A 22219-nucleotide genomic window follows, 5' to 3' on the forward strand; every position below is an offset into this window, starting at 1 on the left:
GGCGTGCTCACCGGCGACGCTGGCGTATGCCGTGACGCGCGGCGTGACGACGATCACGCGGACCGTCGTGGGTGGCGTTCTCAGACGGTCAGCGCGAGGGAGCCGAGGGCGATGAGCCAGCTGACGAAGCTGCCGACGAGGAAGTACTCGGTGATGTCGTCGATGCCGGCGGGCCCACCGGCGTAGGAGCCGTTGGCCGCGGCGGCGGGGCCGCCGTTGCCATTGCGGGCGGCGGCCTGGATCTCGGGGAAGCGGAGCAGCCCCTTGGCGGCGATGACGAGCCCGGCCGCCCCGAACTGCCCGGCGACACCGAGCCCGAGGATGACGAGGCGTTCCATGGGCCCGAGCAGCCGACCGCCCTTGAGCCGGTCGGAGGGCTGTCCGGACGTCGGGGGAGCGGCACTGCCGGTCAGGGCCGCGGCGGCGGCCGCGGCGGCGTTGGCCTTCGTGACGTCGGAGGGTCGCAGGGCCCCGATGGTGAGCAGCACGAGGCGCACGATGATGTTGCCCGTCGCGACGTTGAAGAGCACGAGCCCGGTCAGCAGCAGCACCCGGGCCGCGGGCAGCGGACCGTGCCCGGGCAGGTCGGCCCAGACCAGCCACGTCGCGAGGGCTCCGCCCGCCGGGGACGCGGCTCCGGAGAAGGCGAGGAGCCCGACGACGATCGCGGCGAAGACGGCCAGCGGAGCCAGCGCCCCCTGCCCGGTCATCTGCGTGCGCCGGGACAGCTCGGCCCAGGCCGCGCCGGCGGCGGCAGCGAGGACGAGTGCGATCAGGTCGGGCCAGGCGTGCATCCCGGCGAGCAGGCCGAGCCCGACGATGACGGCCGGTGCGGCCACGTGCCCGGCGACGCGCCCGTGCCGCCAGGACGTCGACCGGAGGATGTCGCCGACCCCGATGCCGGCGAGGACGATGGACAGCCACGTCACGGCAGGTCCCCGAGCGTCGCCATCGCCTCGAGGGCGATCCCGATGCCGTCGCGCCGCACCCGCTGCGACACCGCGGACGGGCTGATCCCGACCCGCTCGGCGACGTCGTGCTGGGCGAGGCCGTGCATGAGTCCTCCGAGGATGGCGCGTGAGGTGGTCGACATGGAGCCAACCATGAAGTCCAGACAGTCGAGCGCGGCCCGCACGGCCGCCACGGTGGCCGGCGGCTCGTCCGGGGCGACGTATGCCGTCCGCGACGTCCGCGTCTGTGCTCGCTGGGCGCGGTCCTCCGCCAGGGTGATCGCCTCGCGGGCGGCCCAGTAGGCGGGGCCGTCGTGGATGCCGCGCACCGGGTCGAGGGTCGTCACGTCCCCGCGGCCGAGACCGAAGCGGATGTCGGCGCGCGGGAAGAGCTCGGTCCGGACGACGAAGCTGGCCCGCAGCGCCGCGCCGAGGGTGGGGTAGACGCCCTGGAACTCGTCGCCGACCGTGATGACGGCGGGGTCGGTGATCGGCACCTCGGCGTTGGCGCGCCCGACGGCGGCCTGGAACGCCTCGTGCAGCGCCTGGCGCTCGCGGTGGGTCCGGGACTCGACGATGTCGCCGATGAGCGCCACCGGTGAAGGCTTGACCTTCAGTTCTGCCATCTGAAGATCATAACTTCATCTGAGAGAAATGGAGCCTGAGTCTTCAGATCGTCGGTGTTTAGTCGTCGAGGATCGGGCGGCCCTCGGCGTCGACGGCGGCGTTGGAGACGGTGTCGGTCGAGCCGCTGATGTCGAGGTTCTCGCGCTGTTCGCCGGTGATCCACGCGTACGTCGCACCGGCGATGAGGCCGCCGACGATCGGGGCGACCCAGAAGGCCCAAAGCTGGCCGACCGCACCGTTGCCGCTGAAGAAGGCGACGGCCGTCGAGCGGGCCGGGTTGAGCGAGGCGTTGCTGATCGGGATGGCGACGAGGTGGCCGAGCAGCAGGCCGAACCCGATGGCGAGCGGGGCGAAGCCCTGGGGGGCGTCGTCCTTGGTCGCGCCGAGGATGATGTAGACGAAGAAGGCGGTGACGAGCGCCTCGACGATGAGCACGCCGCCGAGCGCGAAGCCGCCGGGGGAGTGGGCGCCGTAGCCGTTGGCCGCGAGGTTGCCGATGACCGGGCGTCCCGTCGAGGAGAGCAGCCCGGCGAGCGCGGCACCGGCCAGCAGGCCCCCGACGACCTGGGCGCCGACGTAGGCCGGCACCTCGCGCCACTCGAAGCGCTTTGCGACGGCGATGCCGATGGTGACGGCCGGGTTGAAGTGCGCCCCGGAGACGTGCCCGACGGCGTAGGCCATGGTCGTGACGGCAAGCCCGAAGGCGATCGCGACGCCGAGGTGGCCGATGCCGAGCTGGACCGACTGCCCGTCGAGGGCCTGGACGGCGAACTTGGCGTTGAAAACGGCCGAACCGCAGCCGATGAAGACGAGCCAGAAGGTCCCGAGCGCCTCGACGGCGAGGCGCGAGCTCATCTTGGGCGTGTACATCGGGGCTCCTCCAGCAGGGACGTCGAGGCCGTACCGTCCGGGAGGCTCCCGGTGCCCGCAGCGTAGTGGAGCACTGCTCGGCCAGTTTAAGCGTCGCCACTCGCGTCGAAGGTTGCGACGAGCCCCAAACGCGCAGAGCTTGACGCAGTATCCATGTAACAGACGTATGCGATGATAGGACGGCAAACCACCATATCTGCCGCCCGGAGGCGTATCGCGATGCCTGGGACGGGCCAGCGGACGCCCTCCAGGGCACAGGGGCTTAGGAGTCAGGGGTCATGAGTCAGTTGAGCAGTCGAATGCTCGAGAGTCCGGAGATAGCGCTTCCGCGATTTCGTGCCCGTCACCGTTGGGCACACTCGGAGCGTGTCCGGCTGACCCTGTCAGACTTCGGGGCCGCCTTCGCTGCTGCGGTCGTGGCACAGATGGTCGGGCTCCCGAATGCCAGCATGGACGTAGTGAAGGAGGGAGCCAAGCCGGAGGGCACCACCTCCTACTGGATGTTGAGCCTACTAATCGCCCTGGCGTGGACCGCCGTACTCGGCCTCAACGGGTCGCGGGACAAGCGCGTGCTGGGCTCGGGGGCCGAAGAGTACCGCCGCGTACTGTCGGGCATGGTATGGATGCTGGGCGGCTTGGGATTCGTTGCCTACTTCTTGCAGTATGCCGTCGGCCGCGGCTACGTAGTCATCTCCCTCCCACTCGGAGTAGTTGCCCTACTTGCCACACGATGGATCTGGCGTCGCCGACTGGTACGAATGAGGGTCAAGGGATTGGCGTCGTCAAGGGTCCTCACCATCGAGTCCCCGGACGAGATCGGTCGCTTGGCCGACCATGTGGCCGCGGCCCGGGCTTCCGGACTTCTCGTTGCCGGACAGGTTTCCGTGCAGAACCGAGCCACCTTGGCTGAAGAGGTCACCTATCTGGCGAGCGAACACCAAATCGATGCGGTGGTCGTGTCCGCGTCTGCCCACTTGTCGCCAGCGGAACTAAGCCAACTCATGTGGTCTCTAGAGACTGTCGGCGCTGACCTAATCCTCGCGCCGTCACTTAGCGGGATCGCTGGACCCAGAGTGCACACACGGCCGATAGAAGGCCTGCCTCTGCTCTACGTAGAAGGGCCTCGGTATGACGGGGCAATGCGCACGGTCAAGGACATCTTCGATAAGGTCTGCGCTTCGCTGGCACTTGTACTGCTCGCTCCACTGTTCGCAGTCATCGCGATAGCCGTAAAGGTCACGAGCCCAGGACCAGTCTTTTTCCGCCAGACGCGTGTTGGTCTCAACGGCCAAGAGTTTGAGATCTGGAAGTTCCGCTCCATGGCCGACGGAGCTGACGCGCATCTGGTGAAGATGGCGGAGGAGAACGGTTTCTTGCCGCCTCTGGTGAAAATCAAGGATGATGCGCGCGTAACCCCCATTGGGCAATTCCTGAGGACATGGTCCTTGGATGAATTGCCCCAGCTCATAAACGTTCTATTAGGCGATATGAGTTTGGTCGGGCCCCGGCCACAACGCCCGCAAGAGGTGAGCACTTACAGCGCGATGCACGCGCGGAGGCTTAAGACAAAGCCCGGGATGACAGGGATGTGGCAGGTCAGCGGAAGGAATGACGTCGAGTGGGATGAAGCTGTCCGCATGGACCTCTACTATGTAGAGAATTGGTCTTTATCCTTGGACCTAGTTCTTGTGTGGCGGACGATCTTTGCTGTCTTGCAGGGCCGAGGAGCATACTAAGTTTCAGGCGTGAATGTCAGCGACGCACTATTGCTTTTTAGGCAAGCGCAATGCCCTACAAGCTGAGTATGATTCAAAATCACAAACCCAATTCAAGGAAACATGTGCGTATTCTCCACATTGTCGAGTGCTATTCCGGCGGTGTTCGGCGCGCCCTCAGGTCCTATGTTGAAGCCACCCCAGACCTCGAACACGTCGCCTTGATTTCAGGGGAAGATCAAGAGCACGTAAGAATAGACTTGCCCACTGCCAAAACTGGAATCTTCAAGTCTAGCGGCATGGGCCGTGTATCGGAAATACGCAGTGCAGTCAAGGAATCGAGACCCCATGTCGTTCATGCGCATTCAAGTTGGGCCGGAATGCACGCCCGTCTAGCGCTTCCGCGGCGGACAGTTCTCTATCAGCCGCACGCCTTCTACTTCCTGAACCCGTCTCTCTCACGGGTATCCGCGATGGTTGCGCGTGGCGCCGAACAGTTCCTAGCGCGATTCCCCACGCACTACCTGACTCTAAGCGCACACGAAGACAGCCTTGTTAAAGGCATGCATCCTGGAGCGACATCGAGCCGGATATCCAATGTTCCAACATTGCCGGAGCATTACAAGGACTCTTGGCGACCGGGATATAGTTCGCGTGTAGTCATGGTGGGGCGCGTAGTCCCGCAAAAGGACCCTACCTTCTTTGCAGAAGTCGCGAGCGGTGTTCGCGCCAAAGATGCTTCAGCGTCCTTCGTGTGGGCCGGAGACGGAGACGCGAGTCTCAAAGCTCACCTCGAGAGGGCCGGCGTCCTGGTCACAGGTTGGCTGGGGGAGCGGCGACTCGCGGAACTGCTGGCAACTTCTGCTGTCTATTTTCATTCAGCGCTTTATGAAGGCTCTCCACTGAGCGTCTTAGACGCGGCCCACGTTGGCTGTCCAATAGTTGTCCGCGAAACAGATTCGACAAGAGACATTAACGCAGCCAAGATCTCCACCGCGGCGGAAGGGATCGAGGTCATCCTTGGAATTCTTGAAGAGGCAAGGTTCAACGCCTCCGGGCCGGCTGACTGTGGCCTGCAAATGGAGGTAGATGCATCCATGCTGGGAAACCAGTTAACCCAAGTCTATGAAGAAGTGAGCGAACTAAGCCGAGTGGCAAGAGGGTGAAGCTATGGCACCGCTTGTAACCGTCGGCATAGCTTTCTTGGCTTGGGATGAACTTACGTCTCAGGCGATCCGGTCTGTGTACGCACAGACAATGCTTGATTGGCAGCTCATTCTCGTTCTCGATGGCCCCGAAGATGGTCTAAAAGATGTGCCGCCCTGCGTGCTCCAAGACTCAAAGGTGCGTGTGTTGTCGAATGGCACCAAGCGCGGCCTCGCGTACTCCTTGAACCGGATCAGTCGCCACGCTGAGGCGGAGTTTCTCTGCCGAATGGACGCTGACGACGTTATGCACCCGGATCGCCTCCAGTTGAGCTTACTTGAGCTCATCAATGGAAAACATGACGTTGTTGGTTCACGAGCCTTTGCCATCAATGACAAGGGTGAACTGCTCGGTCGTTATCGCGAGGGCGTACTACCAACCGATAGAAGAGGGTACCTCAAAAGCAATGCTTTTAGTCACCCAACCGTAATGGGGCGCACAGAGTGGTTCAGGAGCAATCCTTACGACGCCTCGATCGGTCGTGCTGAGGACAAGGAACTTTGGCTTAGAACCTGGCAAACGTCTCGCTTCTTCAAACTCCCGGATGCGCTACTCTTCTACCGAATTGCGCAAGTTATCAACCGGGAAAAAGTCAAGAAGACTCACGAAGACAATTGCCGAGTATTGACAACTTACTCTGAAAATGTCCTGGAGCGCGCCTCCTTGTTGTCGCAGGCAACAGTGAAATACATTGCTCAGAGGGCGCTACTTGGAATGATGATGGACGACAAGATCGTGGCGCAAAAGTATGAGCGCCTAAGCGACGCAGAGTTCGTCGACGCTAGTACAGCGCTCGAAGCCTCATTGCGAGGAAATTTCGCCCATGGATAATAGTGTTGCAATGCTGACGGTCACTTACGGGGATCGCGGCGAATTCCTCGAGCAAACGCTGAATGACGCGATAGGATCCGGCGCATCCAGTGCTTTGGTGATCATCAACGGACCCTGCGGTGACTTGACGCACCTCCTCCGCAGTAATTGGGGCATACCTATCGACTTTCTTCAGATTTCCCGAAACACGGGGAGCGCCGGCGGGTACGCAGCCGGGCTTACATGGCTTGCTCGCCACGGCAGAGCACAATGGATTTGGTGTCTTGATGACGACAACTCGTGCGATCCCGACACTCTGTCAAGGCTGCTCATCGCGGCCAAGCAGCACGATTCATCCGCAGTTCTATCGATGAGATCCGAGCCTCATCTGGAGCGTGCCTCAAAGGGGGCGCCCTTTCCAGTACCCGGTAGTTTTCTTTCTTTCGACGTGATTCAGCGAATAAGAGGCGACTACAAGAAGTTGTCTGATTCCGCATTGCCTCGCCAGATACCCTATGCTCCTTACGGGGGTCTCCTATTCAAGGCGTCGTTGCTGCAGGTTGTGGGGGTGCCTGACGCTTCCCTGGTGCTTTATGAAGACGACACCGAATATACGTATAGATTCACTCGAGCCGGAATCCCGATACTGTTGGTCCCGGACGCTTTCGTTGAGGATCAAGAGGCAAAATGGCACGCCCATGATCAGTCGCGACCCAACCTTGTGTTTTCCGAGAATTCCATAAGACAATACTACTCAGTACGGAATCGCACAGCCTTCGATACTGAAAGGGCGCGCGCCCACGGCACAATTTCTCAAGCGCGATTGCTTATCAACATGATCACGTACAGCGTGGCTTCCATTGCTGCTCACTGGCCGCGTCGCAATCGTCACCAGTTAATGCGCTTTCTGGCGGCTGTTGCCGATGGCCTGCGAGGAAAACGAGGAGTTAGACGTGCAGATGTTCTTCAGCTTGCCGAGTGGCGCGGGGAATGGGAGATGGTGAAGTGAACGGAGGGGTCCTGCAGGATCTTTATCCTCGACGGGTTGGAATGGCTGCGACCGTGTTGGCCTTGCTGAAGGGCTGTACTCGGGCAAGTGGAGTCAGCGTGCTGCTCTTTCGGCTTTCCCAGACCGCTGGATTGAGAGTTCCGTTTGTTGGAGATGCGCTAAAGCAGTTCAATCAGTTCCTGACCGGCGCCGACATATCTTGGCGGGCGTCCATAGGAGCCGGTCTGCGTCTCTACCATCCCCAAGGTGTAGTGATAGGGCCGGGAGTCGTCATTGGCCCAAGGTGTGATGTTCAGCAGGGCGTCACTATTGGCACCAAGCGCCCTAACGATGATGCTATGCGTGAGTCACCGCGGATAGGCGCGGATGTGCTGATCGGAGCTGGAGCTCGAGTCGTGGGGCGTGTGCAGATAGGCGATGGTGTTGCCGTCGGGGCGAATGCTGTATGCCTGTGTGACGCGCCCCCTCACTCGACTGTGGTGGGAGTCCCTGGGCGGATCATCGAACGTGATCAAATGCCCGATCCAATGAGACATCGACCGGGGCATCACATTGAATCGAGCCCTTCACCTTGATTTTCCTAATTACGGCCTGCGTGGTCGGGCTTTGCTTCGGGCTGCGGATGGGGCACCACCGCCTCAACCCGATGAGTATCTTCTTTGGTATTTGGCTTGCGGTAGCAATATCTTACCAACTCGCCGGTGACTCGCTCTATCCCCTCACGGACGTATCATTGAGCTTTATCCTGCCTGGCCTCTTTGCAACTGGGACCGGAATTTTCTTCGGCATGCACCAAGTTTCGACTAGGACACACAGTCGTCCTTCGTCTGTACGAGGCCACCTCAAATATGATGAAGATCGATTCCGTAAGAGCTACTCGATTCTATGTCTTATGCTCTTCGCATATGTCGCCCTCCAAATCGCAAAAGTCTGGCCTACGCTTGCCCGCAGTGGCGGGATTCAAGGGATTCTGTTTGGGTCCGACGGCTTGAGGTTCAGGCAGGGCTACCTGTCGGATCGCAGCCTAGAGACACAAGGTGGCTTCAGTGATGGCGGTTTCAGCATTGCCCTCCTGGGATACGTCCTGTTTGTAGGAGCCGTTGCACTCATCCTTGCGGGGTATCTGGCGGCAACAGGTCGTTGGCTTAGCGCGATGCTTCCGCTTCTCCTGATGGCTGCGTATGGTCTGATCCTTTTGGAGAGGTCGACCTTCTTGTATGCAGTGTCAATCTTCCTTTTCTCTTTTGTCTACCACAGGCGACTAGTCTCGCGGACAAGTTCGACAAGCAGGGCCCACGACAAGGTAGCGCTTGGAATTTTGGTAGGGCTCGTCGCCACCGTTGCGGTAGTCCCTGCAGCGCTGCGCGCCATGGGTGCGGTCTCGGATCGCAACGGACAGGGCTCTGTAGTCTCATACCTTTATGCGGGGCTTGCGGGCCTGAATGGGGCATCGTTTGCCAGCGATGATTTTTCGGCGGCCCACACGGGGGCTGCAAGCCCTTTGTACTTTGATCGGCCTGAGGCGGTCTTGGACCTACAGAACGGTCATGGAGTTTGGACATTCCAAGGTGTCTACGGCATCATCGAGCGCCTGGGTTTCTCTTTCGAAGTTCCCCCGGGTTTTTCGTATGTGCGAACCGGGCCTCAAGATGGAAGTATTTCGAACGTGTACACGTTTCTAATCTATCCCTACTATGACTGGGGATTCACGGGCATGCTCGTGTTCTGTCTCTGTCTCGGCTTTGTTGCGGCCCGAGCCGACCTTAGAGCGTCGCGTCTGGGTTCTGCTTCGGCCCTTGCCTTGGCATGCATCTTCATGTCCACGCTGCTGATGAGTTTCTTTGGATTGGCGCTCATACGAGATTTCCGCTATCTGTTCCTCGGCCTGGCGGCGGTTGTGATCCTGCGGAGTCTGCGCGCCGCGGAAGGGCAAAGTGTTTACCCTCCTCGTGAACTGTTAGGGACCGCGTGAGCGCGGATCTGGGGCCAGTAAGCACCGCATCGTTGGGACGTTCGGCGGCGCGCGGCAGCATCATTACTGTGTCTACCCAGCTGACTACCTTGATCGTCCAACTCGTTGGACTGCTTGTATTGGCTCGCATTCTCGGCCCCGGGGTTTATGGGAGGTTGGCCATCGCAGTGTCATTCGCGACCCTAGCAGGGGCCATAGTGCTCATGGGCATTCCCATGGCCGTCGCGCAAAGCCCCAACTTGAGTTCGCGAGCGCGTTCTCTGCTTTTTCTCTGTACGACCGGGCTGGGGATATTGTGCGGTGGCATACTGGCACTGCTGGCGCCGGGAATCGCTCACTACTACGGCGATCAAGAACTCCGCACCTTGGTGCTGTGTGCCTCGCTGTTGCCGGTACTAAGCGGAATCCAAAGCCAATTTCGTCTTGAGTTAGTTCTTAAACTTCGTTTTGTGGCCCTCGGCCTGACGGATGTGTCAGCACAGTTGTGCGGGACTCTTCTGGCGTTGAATTTTGCTTTTCGCGGTCAAGTCTTCGAGGCCGTCGTATCGCAGTTACTGGGCCAAGCCTTGCTGCAGTTAGTTATTGCCGTATGCGTCGCTCGTTGGCGCCCAACCCGTCCGGGAGATTGGTCATCCGACGTTGTGCCGGTTCTTAAGGTCGGAGCCAATCTTCTGGGAGTGTCTCTCCTCCGGGAAGCGTCGAGATTGTCAATCATACCCCTGATTGCAACCAGTTTGCCCGTGGCGCAAGTGGGAACTTATGACCGTCTGCAACAAATTGCAGTATCGCCAGGGAGCGTAGCCGTCGACCAGTTGCAGCGAGTGATGGTACCTGTTCTATCTAGGGTCAGGGCCGATCCCGTTCGACTTCAGCGGTTTTCGCGAACGGGACACTTGGGGCTCATCTACTCTGCTTTTACTGGTTATCTTGTGATGGCAGTTCTCGCCACTCCTCTTGTCGAGGTGCTGCTGGGCCCCAAATGGGGCGGTGCCGGGGCGGTGCTCCGTCTGCTGGCCGTCGGAGGGGGTTTTGTTTCTCTTGGCCGGAGCATGCAATGGCTATTCATAGGTTCCGGTGCGACGCTATCCAGTCTCAAGCTGAGTCTGTGGGTGAGCCCAGTTGTGGTGTTGTTGACCCTGGCCGGGTTGCCTTGGGGGCTTGAAGGAGTGGCGCTTGGGGCCGCCGCTGGGGGGGCGATTCTTTGGCCAGTAAGCGTCGTGTTGGCGGCACGTGCGGCGGGCGTCTCGGTGGCAGGGTTCTTCAGGGACTTCTTGAGAGTATTGGTTTCGTGGTGTTTGCCGCTTATGCTGGGCGCATGGGTGGGCGCTCAGATTGGCGTCTCTCATGTCCTGCAATTGCTATGTGGAGTTTTCGGCGCTGCCGCCGTGGCTCTTGCTATGTATGTGTTCTGGCGTCCCGTGCGGGCGGACGTTGGCATGTTTCTTGGCCTATTGAAGGGTGATTGATTTAATGACTTCTACGGTTCAGCCCCAGAACGAAGGTTCGGTAGGCCTGATCGGTGCTTTTGAGCGCAACAATTTCGGTGATATTCTTTTTGCCTTATATACTCTCCAGTACCTGTCAGGCAGAGCCACCGCCCTTACGGGACCGTTTGCCAGCCCCGCATCGAAGGAATTGGGGCCGATTCTTCCGTACCGCGACTTTGTGGTTCAATCCCGACCATCTGCTATTTGGGTGGTGGGTGGCGAGGTCGGTGGCGTAGGCCTGGAGTACGCATATCAAATGACGTCTGATGATGCGTCGTATGGCTCTTGGGCATCGATGGACCGAGTGGACAGAAATCGTTACCTAGAGGGTGTGACAGGCCTCCATTCATCTAGCGGAGCTTATCTCCCGCGCATGTCTGCCATGCAGTCCACTGGTGACACGAGGCTTATCGTTAATTCGGTTGGGTTGCGCTCGGTAGGGGCCTTGGTCGGGTCGCCTAGGGCCGAGCAGATCCAAGCATTGCGGGAAGCCGATTACTTGTCTGTGCGAGACTTCGCGTCCTGGAGGCTTGTTTCAGGCTTGGGTATCTCGGCCACTTTGGCGCCCGACCTAATTCAGTCGATTCGACTACATAGAAGTCCTATGCGGTCCACTACAAAGTACGCTCTGCTGCAGATTCGTGAGGCTGACGTCTTGAGGCTTGGGGTATCAACGGTCGCAAGCGCAATCGCGCGTAGTCAGGTGCTGAGTGGCATGTCGGTGCGTTTGTTCTCAGCTGGAAGCGCTAGAATGCATGATTCTAGTGAACTATATGCTGAGATTGTGCGACTAGTGTCTCAAGAGAATCCGCGTCTTGACATCTGTCGGTCGAGTTCCCTGTCGGCGCTTGACAAGGTTGATGAGATCTCAGGGGCGGCATTGTGGGTTGGAACGTCCTTGCATGGCAACATTGTCTCCTCGGCTTTCAACGTGCCCCGGGTGGCACTCGATAATGCGAAGGTAAATCGGTATGCCATGACGTGGGAGGAGCCCATGCCTTACGGGGTAACGTGGGATCGTCTTGAGGACGCTATGGTGTCGGCTTTGACTCTCTCAGATGTCGCATCGGTTACGGGTCGGGCAACGGAATTGGCGGATCTGGCTCATAAGTCTGCAATCGCTGGGGTTTCTGTGCTTGACAAGCGAACTACGTCATCAAATGCCTCACTTGCGAGAGTGAATGAGATGATCGTGCAGGAACGGTCGGCGCGGGTGCGGCGTTTGGTGGACGCTCGGCCCTTCATACCGAGCAGGGCGAGGGCGTTGAGCATGCGTCTGAGGGGACGCTAGGCTCCGGCTGTTTGCAGGCGCAAGGCTTGTAGTGGCGCCCCCTCCTGCCAGGGACACGCAAAGTGGCTACAGATTGAATGTAGGAACGGGCGCCGTGTCGCTCGGTGGGAGTCGTCGAGGTCGCCCGAAATTCGAAGTACTCATATTGCCCATCTGACGACCTCCACGTGCATAACAGTACCTTCGCTTGCCGCGCCTAACCGTTTTCTTCCGGCTCGATGAGTTTTGGCCTTGAAGGCGTCAGCCAGTGACTCTAGGCGGCCGAGCGAGGGTTCGGGCAGACCGAAAGGGCGCGAAGACATGGTCGGTGATAGTTGAGTCCATAGCGTTGGTGTACGACGACACCGGTGAGCGTGTCCCTGCACATGCAGATGCGGTCACCGCGTGATCCTTCGAGTGAACCTCTCACAGCACCCTCGAATGGAGCATCGCGATGACCGCGAACACCAGTATCGACCCTTCCCTCTTTCTGCACGAGCAGCTGGCGCAGGCCAGCCCTGATCTGATGCGGGAGCTGCTCGGCGCGTTCATCAACGCCCTGCTGTCCGCGCAGGCCGACAGCGTGGTGCGGCGCGGAGTACGGCACCCGGTCCCCGGACCGCACGAACAGCCGCAACGGCTACCGCCGCCGGGACCTCGACACCCGCGCCGGCACCCTCGACATCGCGATCCCGAAGCTGCGCGAGGGGACGTTCTTCCCGGACTGGCTCCTCGAGCGGCACCGCCGCGTCGAGGCGGCCCTGACCACGGTCGTGGCGACCTGCTACCTGCTCGGGGTATCCACCCGCCGGATGGACAAGCTCGTCAAGACCCTCGGGATCACCGGCCTGTCCAAGTTGAAGGTCAGTGAGATGGCCCGGGACCTCGACGAGCAGGTTGCCGCATTCCGCACCCGCCCACTGAACGAGGGCCCGTACACGTTCGTCGCGGCCGACGCGCTCACGATGAAGGTCCGCGAGGCCGGCCGGGTGGTCAAGGTGGCGGTGATGGTCGCGACCGGCGTCAACGTCGACGGCTACCGCGAGGTCCTCGGGATCCACACCGCCACAACCGAATCCGCCGCTGGCTGGCTCAGCTTCTTCCGGGACCTGACCGCCCGCGGCCTGTCCGGCGTCGCGCTCGTGACCTCCGACGCACACACCGGCCTGGTCGAGGCGATCGGCGCGACCCTGCCTTCCGCGTCCTGGCAGCGGTGCCGCACCCACTACGCCGCGAACCTGATGTCCGTGACCCCGAAGAGCCAGTGGGGCTGGGTCCGGGCGCTGCTGCACTCCGTGTACGACCAGCCCGACGCAGAGTCCGTCAACGCCCAGTTCGACCGGGTCCTCGAGGGCCTGTACGAGAAGCTCCCACAGGTCGCCGAGCACCTCGAGCTGGCCCGSGCSGACATCCTCGCCTTCACCGTGTTCCCGAAGGAGATCTGGMRSCAGATCTGGTCCAACAACCCGAACGAGCGGCTCAACCGYGAGATCCGCCGSCGCACCGACGTCGTGGGCATCTTCCCGAACCGCGAGGCCGTCATCCGCCTCGTCGGRGCSGTCCTGGCCGAGCAGCACGACGAGTGGGCYGARCARCGCCGCTACCTSGGCCTSGARGCRYTGAAGAACGCCCGCACCGTCCTGACCGATCGCGAGGACAACCCCGAGGAGGTGAGCACCAACCTGATCGCCGGCGCCATCAACCTCTAAACGAACAACCTCGACGGATCACGTCGTACACCACCGACCCGGACTTGACCGTCGGTGATTTTCTTGCCCTCGGCTCGGCGCCAGTCTTGGCACGTGCAGCGCAGTTCTTCGGAGCAGTACCGGGTCGTCGACCGTACATTCGGGAATGCCCGGCGTAGACGGGTGCTCTGCTGCGGTGGTTGCCTGTTCGACAGATGTTCTCGCCCGCGGCGCAGCATCGCGGAGCTTGGACCGGGGGTCGTTTGCGTTCGGGCGGGGTTGTGGAGTGGCCTGCTAGATCCGGCGACTCTGCCGGTCGGTTAGCTGCGTCCCGCAGAGGAGCCCAGTAGCCGCGGAAGGGGGCGAGCGAGGTCTGCTCAGGCCCGTCGATTAACGGGGCGGTTCGCTCGTGAGCCAGCCAGCTCCAGGTTTCCCTGCCCGACCGGGGTCAGCAGCCGCGCGTGCAGGTTTCCGCGCTCGTCGCGCGTCACGTCGACCATCCCGGTCACGTGCCGAGCCGGCTCGCCGGCCTTGCCGGTCGTCGGATGTGCCCGTCGGCTTCGTCGATGCCGATCCGGCGCATTTGCTGGGGTTGAGTGAACGGCGGGTGAGCTCGACCGCAGTGGCGTCCCAGAGGCTGTACCAGTCGACACTGAGGTATCGGGCCAGCGCGGACCGTTGGTGTCGTCACGGGCAAGGGCGTCGGTGGCCGGCCTCACGGTTCGGGAAGTGAGCGTCGCAGGGGTGAGCAGTTCGTGTACCTCGATGCAAGGTCACCACCGCAGGCCGGTTCGGTGCAACGAGAGATCCGTTTGCGCCAGTGGATCGCGGTCGACTGCCTGAAGCGAGAAGCCTCGGTCGCGAGTGGTCCCGGCGGCCATGCCCGACCGCGAGCACGCCACAGCCAGGGCGGCCGCCCACGTTCGCGTCGGTTCCACCGTCACCGCAGGCTGTCGAGTTAGGTGTCATGGCTGCGTCGAGTCTGTGCATGCCGACAACGCCGCGCAGGGCGTCGACTTGAGTGCACCAACCCGCGGCCAGTGGCCATTGTCTGCTCGCTATGTATCGCTTTGAGTCTGGCCGCGCGGCGCGGCCTATCGTCAGGCTTTGCCGTCGAAGATTTCCAGGCGCTCAGAGCCGAGCAGAGGAAAGACTGTCGACGATGAGACTCGGGAGCGCCGCTCGAGGGCCTCGGCGAGGATTGTGCGATAGTCCGTGGTGCCGGCGAGGTCGCCATTGTCCAGGTCGCCAGCGGCGAGGCCGGGCCAGCGGCCGAAGACCTTGCCGCCGCGGACGCCGCCGCCCATGACGAAAGCGACGTTGCCGTGACCGTGATCGAGGCCACCCGAGCCGTTCTCCGCGACGCGGCGCCCAAATTCGCTGAGGGTCACAAGGGTGACGTCCCCCATCTGCGTGCCGAGGTCCCGGTTGAACGCGGCGAGGGCCTGACCAAGTTCGGTAAGTTGTCGGAACATCCAGCCGGCGTCGCTGGCGCCGAGGCCGGAATGCATGTCCCAGTTGCCGACGTCTATGGTTGCTGCGCGTAGTCCTATGCGGGCCTTGATAAGGCGGGCAAGGTCGCGCAGCGCATCCCCGACGGCGCCCTTTGGATAAAAGGCTCCATTGGCAGGGGTGTACCCGCTGGCCTTCAGAGAGGCCATCGTCGAGAGAGCCGCGAGGGTGGCAGCGGCCGGTATCGCAAGCGGCGCAGGTGCCCCTCCATACAATGCGTTGAGCGCAGTCGTCCACCGGCTCTGCTCATCGGCGGCTCCGGCGCCAGAGAGGGTGAAGCTATCGACCGTTTGAATCGCTACCTCGGGGTTAGGCCCCATCATCGATGGGGGAGTTGTAGCAGAGCCGACCGATGCGGACGCGAACGTCGAGACAGGGCCGCTTAGCCCGATCATGCGGTCGAGCCAGCCGCTACGCATAGCTGATCCGGGTGCAGCGTTCTCCATGCTCGTCATTGCCTCGAAGTGCGACCGGGTCCGGTTTACTTGACCGACGGCGTGAACGACCGCCAGGCCCCTGGCATCCCAGATGGGTTTGAGGGGGGCGAGGGCAGGGTGCAAGCCGAACATCGTGTCGAGTTTTATCGCCCGAGAGGACGGGATCGCGATGGAGGGCCGAGCGGCGAAGTACGCCGGGTCGCCAATTGGGACGACCGCGGACATTCCGTCGAAGCCGCCGCGCAGGCTGAGTATGACTATGGTGTCGCCGGTATACGCGGTGCTGGTGAACGCGAGTTGAGTAGCGACGCTCGGGCTGGGGGCGCCCAATACAGCGCCGAGCGCCCCGAGGGCGCCTGCACCCGCGAGCAACGTGCGGCGCGAGACTTGCGAACTCAGCAGCTGGCTTTGAGGACATCCGCAGCCCTCGTCGGGTGTGGTGTGAGAAGGCTGTTTGGCGTGGGGCATTAGGAGTCCTCAGCGAATCGCGAAGTTCGGGGAGTCGAGCAGGAGGGCGATGATGTGTGGCAACCGCCACGTGACGGCGGCTGTACCGGCCTTAAGTGCGTCGGTTGGGGCGTAGCCGACGAAATGGCAGATCGCGTCGCGCTGCGTGGTGCTTAGCTGGATGAAGAGCTTCGCGGCAAGCGTGTCGACTAAAGCTCCATAGGTCGTGGGCAATGGCGATGGCAGAAGCGTCGTTAGGTCCGGACGCTTCATGGCCTTCAATGTCCAGTTGCCTGCGAGGCTGAGGTGGAAGTTCCAACGGTTCAGCATGCTCGACGCGCCGCCCCACGCGTCGGCGACGTCCGGATAACCATTCGGCGCTGGCCAACCCATAGGCGCTTGGCCGAAACTCCCGAGGTACCACACGAAAGAGTGGAGGTCGCTCGCCGTTCCACTTGCCGGAACCGGCTCTGGGGTTAGCCCCAAAATGCGTGCGGTGGCCAGCGCGTCCTCGTAGGGTGTGCGCATCTTTTGCCCCACCGAAGAGACGAACTCCGGCGAAAGAAACAGAACGCGCAGCACCGGTGCCATGGCGGTGCCGTTGGCGAGATAAGTCTGGGCCAGCCTAGCGACGAGAGTCGACGGAGGTGTGTCGGAGACGTAACGGGTAGCGAGCTTCGTCGCTATGCGATTTGCAGTGGCGGGATGATTCGCGAGGTAGTTGAGGTACGCCGTGACAACGGCTTCCCCGCCTTCTGCCGAGGAGTTTGTATGACTCCAGCCTAAAACTCTTACGCTGCCGACATAACGGCGCTGCGGCTTGTAGTAGTAAAGCCCCTGTTCAGAGTCGATGCTTAGGCCAGTCAGTGCAAGCGCCGACATCGCAACGTCAGCCTCGGTGAATTCCCCGACGCCGACGGTGTGCAGTTCGAGCAACTCGCGGCCGTAGTTCTCGTTCGGCGCCTTTCTCGTGCTATCGGCGTTATCCAGGATCTTTAGCATTGCGGGATGACGCGCTGCAGCGTTAAGCATGTCGGAATACTTCCCAAGCGCGTGCGCACGTATGACATCCCGCTGAAAGAGGTGCGAGTTGTCCCAGACCTCGCTGCTCGGCACCGGGATGACGAGATGGTTGGTCCAGAAGTCGACCACCGTCTCGAGCAGCTGGCGCCGGGAGAAGAGGGCGCGGGCGACGTGAGACTCGAGAAGGTCGCTCATCACGGCCCAAGTGTCGCTGGACAGAAGGCGCTCCCGCACTTCCCACGTCTTCCACCCCAGCCGCGGCCACCGGGTCATAACTGACTCCATAGCGGTGTCGGTTACCTGAGTGAGTGGCGCAAGTTGAGCGTCTAGCCAAGCTGTCGGCCCCGCCGCCCGGACCTCGGCGAGCAGCGCCGCCGTCGGGCCGAAAGTGGCGCGACGGATCAGGTGTAGGACGGGGTCAGTCATCGAATCTACCGTCGGCATGGCAGCGGCGGGGCTTGGCAACGCCGAAGGCATGGCCACGGCCCTCGCCGGGACCAGAGCACCGTGCGCGAAGACTAAAGCGGCTCCACCCCCAAGCCCCGAGATGACCCGGCGCCGCCCAGACGACGGCACTTCCGTGGACGAAGCGGGTGTCTGATTTGTCATGTTTTGACCGTACGCTCCATTGCGAGCGTTGGGGCTGAAATGAAACGTGGCCAAGGCCGAGGCATCCCTGAGGGTGAAGGTCCGCCGTGCTCGGGCCCCGCCCCAAGTCCCACAGCGACAAGCGCCCGCCACCCCAGACCTTTGACATCGCCGGCGGCCTTCGAGGGAGAAGGCCAGCCGGTCGGCACCGACGGACGGGCGGATACCGTCGTTCGCCCGCGGGACCTGACCCCGCTCATCGTCGGATGAGAATCTCACCGGCGCACCCGTAGAGCAACGCCGCCGGAAGGCTCGGACACGGAACACGGGCTTGCTCGAAGTGATGTCTGTCGTCGACGCGGTTGAGCCGCGAGTGGCTGACAACATGCGGAGGAGAGCCCACGAATATGCGCAATCGTGCCCGTGCAGACCTGGGCGTGCCTACGATCGAGCCTTCACGAACGACGCTGAGAACGGGTTGGGGGCATGATGCTCGTGGATTCTCGGGGCATACTTTTCGTCTGCACTGGCAACATCTGCAGATCGCCATACGCAGAGAGGCGGCTACGCCAGTTGATGCCCGACTCGGGGGTGTCAGTGGCTAGCGCGGGGACAGCGGCGGTCGTAGGTGCGCAGATTGAACAGGGGACCAGTGAGCAACTGCGCCGAAGGGGAGCCGACGTTACAGGGTTCGCCGCACGGTCGTTGAGCCCACGACTGCTTAAGGAGACCGAGCTCGTCCTCACGATGACGCGCGCGCATCGCGGCGAGGTGGCACGCTTATGCCCGTCCGCGATGACTCGGATCTTTTCCCTCGGCGACTTTGCCGACCTGTGTAGCTCGTCTAAATCGTGGCGGCCGATCTCGTCGTCGAGCCCGTGGCTCCCACAGGTCGCTGTCGAAGCGGCGGCCGCCCGCGGCACGATCGCTCCACGGGACCTATCGGAGGTCGATGTCGTGGACCCCTTCGGTGCCTCAGCTCGCGTGCTTTCCGAGGCGTGCGATCGCATCGACGCGTTCCTGGACGTTGTTGTGACGACGCTCGGTGCGCTCGCCCGGTCCCCGAAGGTCGCGTCGTACCGCTGAAGCGCCGAAGGCCCTGACCGTTCGGGTCAAGGGCCTTCGGCTCCACAATCACAACGGGCTGGGAGACCGGTTATTTGAAGATCGAGTCTGCCGCCGGGAAGCCGGGCTTGGTCCCATTCGGCTGCTGGGGGACCGGCGCCCGCACCGGGGCACCAGCAGGGGGCGTGGCCGAGGGACCCGACTCCGCGCCCGTGCGGCTTCCGGCTGCCGGCGGACGGGGGTTGACCGGACCCACATCCTCGGCCGGAACGGTTTGGCGCCGGCGACCCCGACCTGGCCGGTCTTTCGCGCGCTGCCGCTCGCTCTCGGGGCGGTAGTCGTACTCATACGTGCCGTAGCCAGCGCCCAGTTCCTTAACCTTTACCCGGTTGAGAATAAGACCCAGCAACGAGCCGTTGACCTGCTCGAGGGAGTCAAGCGCACGACGTGCGTGCTCGCGCTGGGCAATGCCCGCACCGACGACTACCAGGGCGCCGTCGACGATCGTACTGAGAACCGCCGCGTCCGTGACCGGGAGTAATGGCGGTGCATCGATGAGGACATAGTCGAAGCGCGCCGTCAGGTCGGCCACCAGCTGCTCCATGTTGGCCGACCCAAGCAGCTCGCTCGGGTTGGGCGGGATCGGGCCAGCGCCGAGCAGACGCAATCCGGTCCGGCCGAAGGGCTGCAGCACGTCGTCGACCTCGACGCGGCCCACGAGCACGTCGGTCAGCCCTACCGACCCCTCGAAGCCGAGGTAGTCCAGCAGGCGGGGCCGGCGAAGGTCGCCCTCGATCACGACGACCTTGAGGCCTGTCTCAGCGAGGCTAAGGGCGAGGTTCGCGGCCGTCGTCGACTTACCCTCGCCTGGAAGCGACGACGTGACGACTATGGACTTCGGCGGGTTCGCTACATCGACGAACTGCAGGTTTGTCCGCAGCGAGCGGAAGGCCTCGGCGCGCTTCGAGTGCGGGTCGACCTGGACGATCAGGGGGTGCGCCGACGCGTCGGAGTCGAAGGCGATGCTGCCGAGGATGGTCCCGTTGGTCACGGACTCGAGGTCGCGCTGGGACTTGATCGACTTGTCGAGCACATCGCGGAGCAGGGCGACGCCGAAGCCGAGGAGCAGGCCAAACACGAGACCTAGCGCGAGGTTGCGAGTCGGCTTGGGGCTCACCGGGACTGGGTCAGTGGTGGCCTCCTTGACCACGGTGACCTTGACCGGGCTTGCTTGGCTTGCCTTGCGTTCGAGCTCCTGAATGGTCTGTGGGAAGACGACGCCGATGGCCGCGGCAATGCGCTGCGCGCTGGCGGTGGAGTCACTCGTGACGCTGACATCGATTATGACGGTGTCTAGCGGTATGGTGGGGGTCACGTGTTCCGCGAGCTTGTCGGCCGTCGTGGAGAGGCCCACCTGCTTGATGACGGGGTCGAGAACCTTGGGCGAGTCCAAAAGTTGCGAGTAGGACTTCACGCGCGCCTGCGTGAACGTGTTTGCCTGCTGCAACGCCGAAGCAGTTTCATCGCCCGACGTGGACACGAAGAACTGCGTCGTCGCGGCGTACGACCGCGGCGCAAGCGTCGTGTACGCGGCAGCGAGGCCGAGCGTGACGAGCGTCAACGCCGCGATGATCATCCACCGCTTCCGGATGACGTTCAGGTAGTCCTGCAGTTCCACAGTGGTCGTCTCTTCTCGTCGGCCGTGCCTGGTCACACGACTCCCGTCGGACAATTCCGACACATAAGTCGATGGCATCTTATGCCGTCTGTCCGAGATGCGCTGTTCCAGTCCAGTCGGTCCGTAGAGTGACGCTCGTGATGCGGTGGATATCGGACAGATCGCTAGGCCGCTTGGCGCTCGTAGGCCTGGTGGGACTGCTCTTCGTCGACGTGCTTCTCGTCGTGCTCGCCTTTCGTCCGGATACTGCGGGAGCCTCGACGCAGGCTCCGGCTCCTCCCGCCGCTGCCACCACGGCGGCGCCCACCACACCGCGCGCGACGAGCGCGGTCGCAGTGCAGCTCACCATGCAGGCGGTGCCGTTGACCGAGCTCATCTCGGCCGTCGACGGCACTCGCGCCTGGCGCGCGACCCTCGGCTCGTGTCGGGACGGCGGCGCAAGCCTCAGCGTCACCGGCGACGGTGGCCGCACCTGGACGAAGCGCGCGGTCCCAGCCCGGGCCCTCGGACGCATCCAGCCCGTGGCCACGACGCGGGGGTTCGTCATCGGCGCCAAGGAAGGCGGTTGCGCGGTGGGGGAGTACTCGACGAGTGACAACGCCGCCACCTGGCAAGGCCCGCGCGCTGTCGATGGCGGGTGGTCACGGGTCCCTGGCGGAGATCCGAGCATCGTCATCACGCCACAGCGACCCGACGCCCGCCCGTGCGGCACCGCCGCGGTCATCGACCTCGCCCGCGTGAGCGCCACGAGCGCGGTCGTGGTCTGTGCGGATGGGCGACTCGTCCGCTCCGGCGACGGTGGCGCCGTCTGGCAGGCCATTGCGACGGTGGAGGGGGCACTGACCGTCAGCGCGCGCCAGGTCAGCGGCGCCGACACCGTCGACGTCGCGCGAGTGGGCCCGGGCTGCACCGGAGTCGAGATCGCAGGAGTCACCGATGGCACAACCAAGCGCGTCTCGTGCGTGCAGACTTCCCTCGTTGGCGCAGCTGGCCGGATCTCGCTCAGCGTCGTTGGGGACGGCGGCTGGTTGGCCGTCGGTGATGCCACATGGCGCTCCGATGTGACGCTTACGACGTGGCGACGCACTGCGTGAGGAGAGGGCCCTCGGTCCCCGGCGGTAATACTGATTTTCCGCCTAATCTGGACAGGCATGGTGCAAAAGGGACAACTGTCCGGTTTTCCGCTACGATCATGCTCGCCAGACTTGGCCATCAAACTTAGGGGTACTTCTTATGCGCGCTACCAAGGCATCTCTCGCCGTCCTCGGCCTGTCGGCAGTTCTCGCCGGTGGCGTCATCAGCGGGGCCGGCGCTGCAAATGCGGCCCCGAGCTGTGAGGGCGGCTACCCGCCCGCCCAGTGCAAGGCCGCGATCAGTGACAACACCGTCCGCCCGGGTCAGCCGGTCAGCTTCCAGGCTGACGGCTTCCGCGGTGGCGAGAGCGTCTCGGGCGACGTCCACTCGGTCGTCGTTCACGTCGGCACCTACGCCGCCAACTCGAAGGGTGTCGTCACTGGCACCTTCACCGTGCCGAGCGGCCTCTCGAACGGCAGCCACACCTTCACCCTGACCGGCCTCGGCTCCGGCGTCATCAAGAGCGCCCGGTTCAGCGTGACCGGGGCTCCCGCTGGTGGCGGCAACGGCAACGGCAACGGCGCTGGTGCCGGCACCACGACGGGCACCGGCACCGGGTCTAGCACCACGGGCAACGGTGGCGGCCTCGCGATGACCGGCACCAACGTGGCCGGGGTCGTCGGCGGCGGCGCGGCACTCGTGCTCGCCGGTGGCGCGCTCATGGTTGCCACGCGGCGCCGTAAGCACGTCAACGCTGCTGCCTGATCAGTGAGGCACGGTCGGCCGCGTCG

General features: G+C 62.9%; 17 protein-coding genes and 1 pseudogene. 12 read left to right on the plus strand and 6 right to left on the minus strand.

From position 1 onward, the window contains the following. Positions 1-80: 80 nt before the first annotated feature. The 3 genes from AB4030_RS03930 to aqpZ are packed head-to-tail and all read right to left on the minus strand — an operon-like array spanning position 81 to position 2447. Positions 81-929: a hypothetical protein gene (locus AB4030_RS03930; RefSeq protein WP_442277877.1), complete on the minus strand. Its 849-nt coding sequence runs from the start codon at positions 927-929 to the stop codon at positions 81-83. Continuing rightward, positions 926-1576: a SatD family protein gene (locus AB4030_RS03935; protein ID WP_442277878.1), complete on the minus strand. Its 651-nt coding sequence runs from the start codon at positions 1574-1576 to the stop codon at positions 926-928. The genes AB4030_RS03930 and AB4030_RS03935 overlap by 4 nt, the downstream gene beginning before the upstream one ends. 58 nt (positions 1577-1634) lie before the next feature. Beyond that, complete coding sequence (gene aqpZ, locus AB4030_RS03940) at positions 1635-2447, minus strand: aquaporin Z (protein WP_442277879.1); 813 nt, start codon at positions 2445-2447, stop codon at positions 1635-1637. 299 nt (positions 2448-2746) lie between these two features. On the opposite strand from aqpZ, the gene AB4030_RS03945 reads away from it, so the two are divergent. From AB4030_RS03945 to AB4030_RS03985, 9 genes and pseudogenes are all read left to right on the plus strand, one after another. Continuing rightward, positions 2747-4183, plus strand: a complete 1437-nt coding sequence (locus AB4030_RS03945; RefSeq protein WP_442277880.1) for a sugar transferase — start codon at positions 2747-2749, stop codon at positions 4181-4183. A 50-nt stretch (positions 4184-4233) separates the two neighbouring features. Continuing rightward, positions 4234-5328 (plus strand): glycosyltransferase, encoded by a 1095-nt coding sequence (locus AB4030_RS03950; protein ID WP_442277881.1) that lies wholly within the window; start codon positions 4234-4236, stop codon positions 5326-5328. Between the two features lie 4 nt (positions 5329-5332). After that, positions 5333-6199: a glycosyltransferase gene (locus AB4030_RS03955; protein WP_442277882.1), complete on the plus strand. Its 867-nt coding sequence runs from the start codon at positions 5333-5335 to the stop codon at positions 6197-6199. Between the two features lie 10 nt (positions 6200-6209). Beyond that, on the plus strand, positions 6210-7187 hold the full coding sequence (locus tag AB4030_RS03960; protein WP_442277883.1) for a glycosyltransferase: 978 nt from the start codon (positions 6210-6212) through the stop codon (positions 7185-7187). A 338-nt stretch (positions 7188-7525) separates the two neighbouring features. After that, positions 7526-7762, plus strand: a complete 237-nt coding sequence (locus tag AB4030_RS03965; RefSeq protein WP_442277934.1) for a hypothetical protein — start codon at positions 7526-7528, stop codon at positions 7760-7762. Then, on the plus strand, positions 7759-9159 hold the full coding sequence (locus tag AB4030_RS03970; RefSeq protein WP_442277884.1) for an O-antigen polymerase: 1401 nt from the start codon (positions 7759-7761) through the stop codon (positions 9157-9159). Before AB4030_RS03965 ends, AB4030_RS03970 begins: the two co-directional genes overlap by 4 nt. Continuing rightward, on the plus strand, positions 9156-10625 hold the full coding sequence (locus tag AB4030_RS03975; protein ID WP_442277885.1) for an oligosaccharide flippase family protein: 1470 nt from the start codon (positions 9156-9158) through the stop codon (positions 10623-10625). The genes AB4030_RS03970 and AB4030_RS03975 overlap by 4 nt, the downstream gene beginning before the upstream one ends. A gap of 403 nt (positions 10626-11028) precedes the next feature. Continuing rightward, the gene (locus AB4030_RS03980; RefSeq protein ID WP_442277935.1) at positions 11029-11937 is read left to right on the plus strand and encodes a polysaccharide pyruvyl transferase family protein; all 909 of its coding nucleotides are present in this window, start codon (positions 11029-11031) and stop codon (positions 11935-11937) included. Positions 11938-12370: 433 nt separating this feature from the next. Next, positions 12371-13625: pseudogene (locus AB4030_RS03985) on the plus strand (IS256 family transposase). Between the two features lie 1079 nt (positions 13626-14704). Here AB4030_RS03985 and AB4030_RS03990 read toward each other — a convergent pair. Beyond that, on the minus strand, positions 14705-16021 hold the full coding sequence (locus tag AB4030_RS03990; RefSeq protein WP_442277886.1) for a DUF1501 domain-containing protein: 1317 nt from the start codon (positions 16019-16021) through the stop codon (positions 14705-14707). 9 nt (positions 16022-16030) lie between these two features. Then, positions 16031-17998: a DUF1800 domain-containing protein gene (locus AB4030_RS03995; RefSeq protein WP_442277887.1), complete on the minus strand. Its 1968-nt coding sequence runs from the start codon at positions 17996-17998 to the stop codon at positions 16031-16033. 102 nt (positions 17999-18100) lie between these two features. Here AB4030_RS03995 and AB4030_RS04000 point away from each other — a divergent pair, with 102 nt between their 5' ends. Then, the gene (locus tag AB4030_RS04000) at positions 18101-18697 is read left to right on the plus strand and encodes an arsenate reductase/protein-tyrosine-phosphatase family protein (protein WP_442277936.1); all 597 of its coding nucleotides are present in this window, start codon (positions 18101-18103) and stop codon (positions 18695-18697) included. A gap of 70 nt (positions 18698-18767) precedes the next feature. Here AB4030_RS04000 and AB4030_RS04005 read toward each other — a convergent pair whose 3' ends face one another. Continuing rightward, a complete protein-coding gene (locus AB4030_RS04005) occupies positions 18768-20354 on the minus strand; it encodes a polysaccharide biosynthesis tyrosine autokinase (protein ID WP_442277888.1) in 1587 nt (528 codons plus the stop codon). A 173-nt stretch (positions 20355-20527) separates the two neighbouring features. On the opposite strand from AB4030_RS04005, the gene AB4030_RS04010 reads away from it, so the two are divergent. Together AB4030_RS04010 and AB4030_RS04015 are read left to right on the plus strand one after the other, a co-directional pair. Then, positions 20528-21448, plus strand: a complete 921-nt coding sequence (locus AB4030_RS04010; protein WP_442277889.1) for a hypothetical protein — start codon at positions 20528-20530, stop codon at positions 21446-21448. 139 nt (positions 21449-21587) lie between these two features. Further along, complete coding sequence (locus tag AB4030_RS04015; RefSeq protein ID WP_442277890.1) at positions 21588-22193, plus strand: hypothetical protein; 606 nt, start codon at positions 21588-21590, stop codon at positions 22191-22193. Positions 22194-22219: the final 26 nt, after the last annotated feature.

Source organism: Terrabacter sp. 2YAF2 (assembly GCF_052114705.1).
Taxonomy (GTDB): Bacteria; Actinomycetota; Actinomycetes; order Actinomycetales; family Dermatophilaceae; genus Terrabacter.